2 protein-coding genes are annotated in these 1,200 nt (G+C 54.7%); both read right to left on the reverse strand.

All coding sequences use genetic code 11. The features are described from left to right. Positions 1-3: 3 nt before the first annotated feature. Positions 4-834, reverse strand: a complete 831-nt coding sequence (locus ACR0MI_RS23670; protein ID WP_170612379.1) for an IS3 family transposase — start codon at positions 832-834, stop codon at positions 4-6. A 23-nt stretch (positions 835-857) separates the two neighbouring features. Continuing rightward, positions 858-1,145: a transposase gene (locus ACR0MI_RS23675; protein ID WP_170548140.1), complete on the reverse strand. Its 288-nt coding sequence runs from the start codon at positions 1,143-1,145 to the stop codon at positions 858-860. Between the last annotated feature and the right edge of the window lie 55 nt (positions 1,146-1,200).

The raw sequence follows: 1,200 nt of genomic DNA on the forward strand, positions 1-1,200 counted from the left end.
TGTCTAGCCCCCTCGTTCGGCACCACTAAATTGAGGTTTCTCTAATAAGGTTTCAGGCACAGGTGGGCGCATGTTCAGAGCATGATGTGGCCGGATCTGGTTGTATTGTCTGAGCCAGACATTGATGGCGACCTGAGCTTGTTTGGTTGTGTGGAACCATTCGGCGTTGAGGACTTCGCGACGGAGTGTTCCGTTGAAGCGTTCGTTGTAGCCATTTTCCCACGGTGACCCTGGGTAGATCTGGATCGGTTGGATACCGACCCGTCGGAGCCACTCCTGAAGCGGTGCAGCGATGAACTCCGGGCCGTTGTCTGAACGAATAAACTCGGGCTTACCGTGTTTCATCAGCAGCCGGTGCAGAACGTCCAGAACGTCAGCTGCATTCATTCTGGGTCGCACTGCCACGCAGAGCGCCTCACGGGTGTACTCATCAAGCACAGTCAGCATCTTGTAGCTCCGCCCACTGCTCAGCTTGTCATGGACAAAATCAATCGCCCAGACATGGTTGGGATGCGTGGGCCTGAGCCGGATGACAGAGCTGCCCTTGTGATAGAGCCGCCTTCGTTTCTTATGCCGATGTGGCAGCTGCAAGCCTTCTTCGCCCCATAATCGTTCGATCTTCTTGTGATTGACCTGCCAGCCCTCTATCCGCAAAAGCGCTGTCACTTTCCGATAACCATATCGTCCGTATTGCTTGGCCAGCCGGATCATCGCCAGGCGCAGCGCATCATCACTAGTAGCCTTGGACCGATAGCGATGACTGGACCGCGCCACACCCAACACAGCGCAGGTTCGACGTTCCGATGTATCCAGCTTTTGGCGGGTGTGGATCACGGCCTGACGCAACCCATCAACCGTCAGGCCTTGGGCTTTAAATGATCCAGGCTCTCCTTCAGGATCAGCTTGTCGAGCTGAAGATCAGCCACGATCTTCTTAAGCCGCTCATTCTCTTTCTGAAGCGCTCGCATCTCTGACAACTGCGGCCGCCCCATGCCGCCAAACTTCTTGCGCCAGTAGTAATACGTCTTGTCTGAAATCCCCGCCTTCCGACAAGCGCTCACAACATCCAAACCATCATGCAAATGCACGTCGATCTCGCGCAAAAGCTTCAACGCATCTTCATCCGAATACCGCTTCCGAGCCATCCATCATCCCTTCCGTGACACCAAAATAGTGGCACAGTTTTACGGGGCTAAGACA

The sequence above is a fragment of the Ruegeria sp. D4 genome (assembly GCF_056534475.1).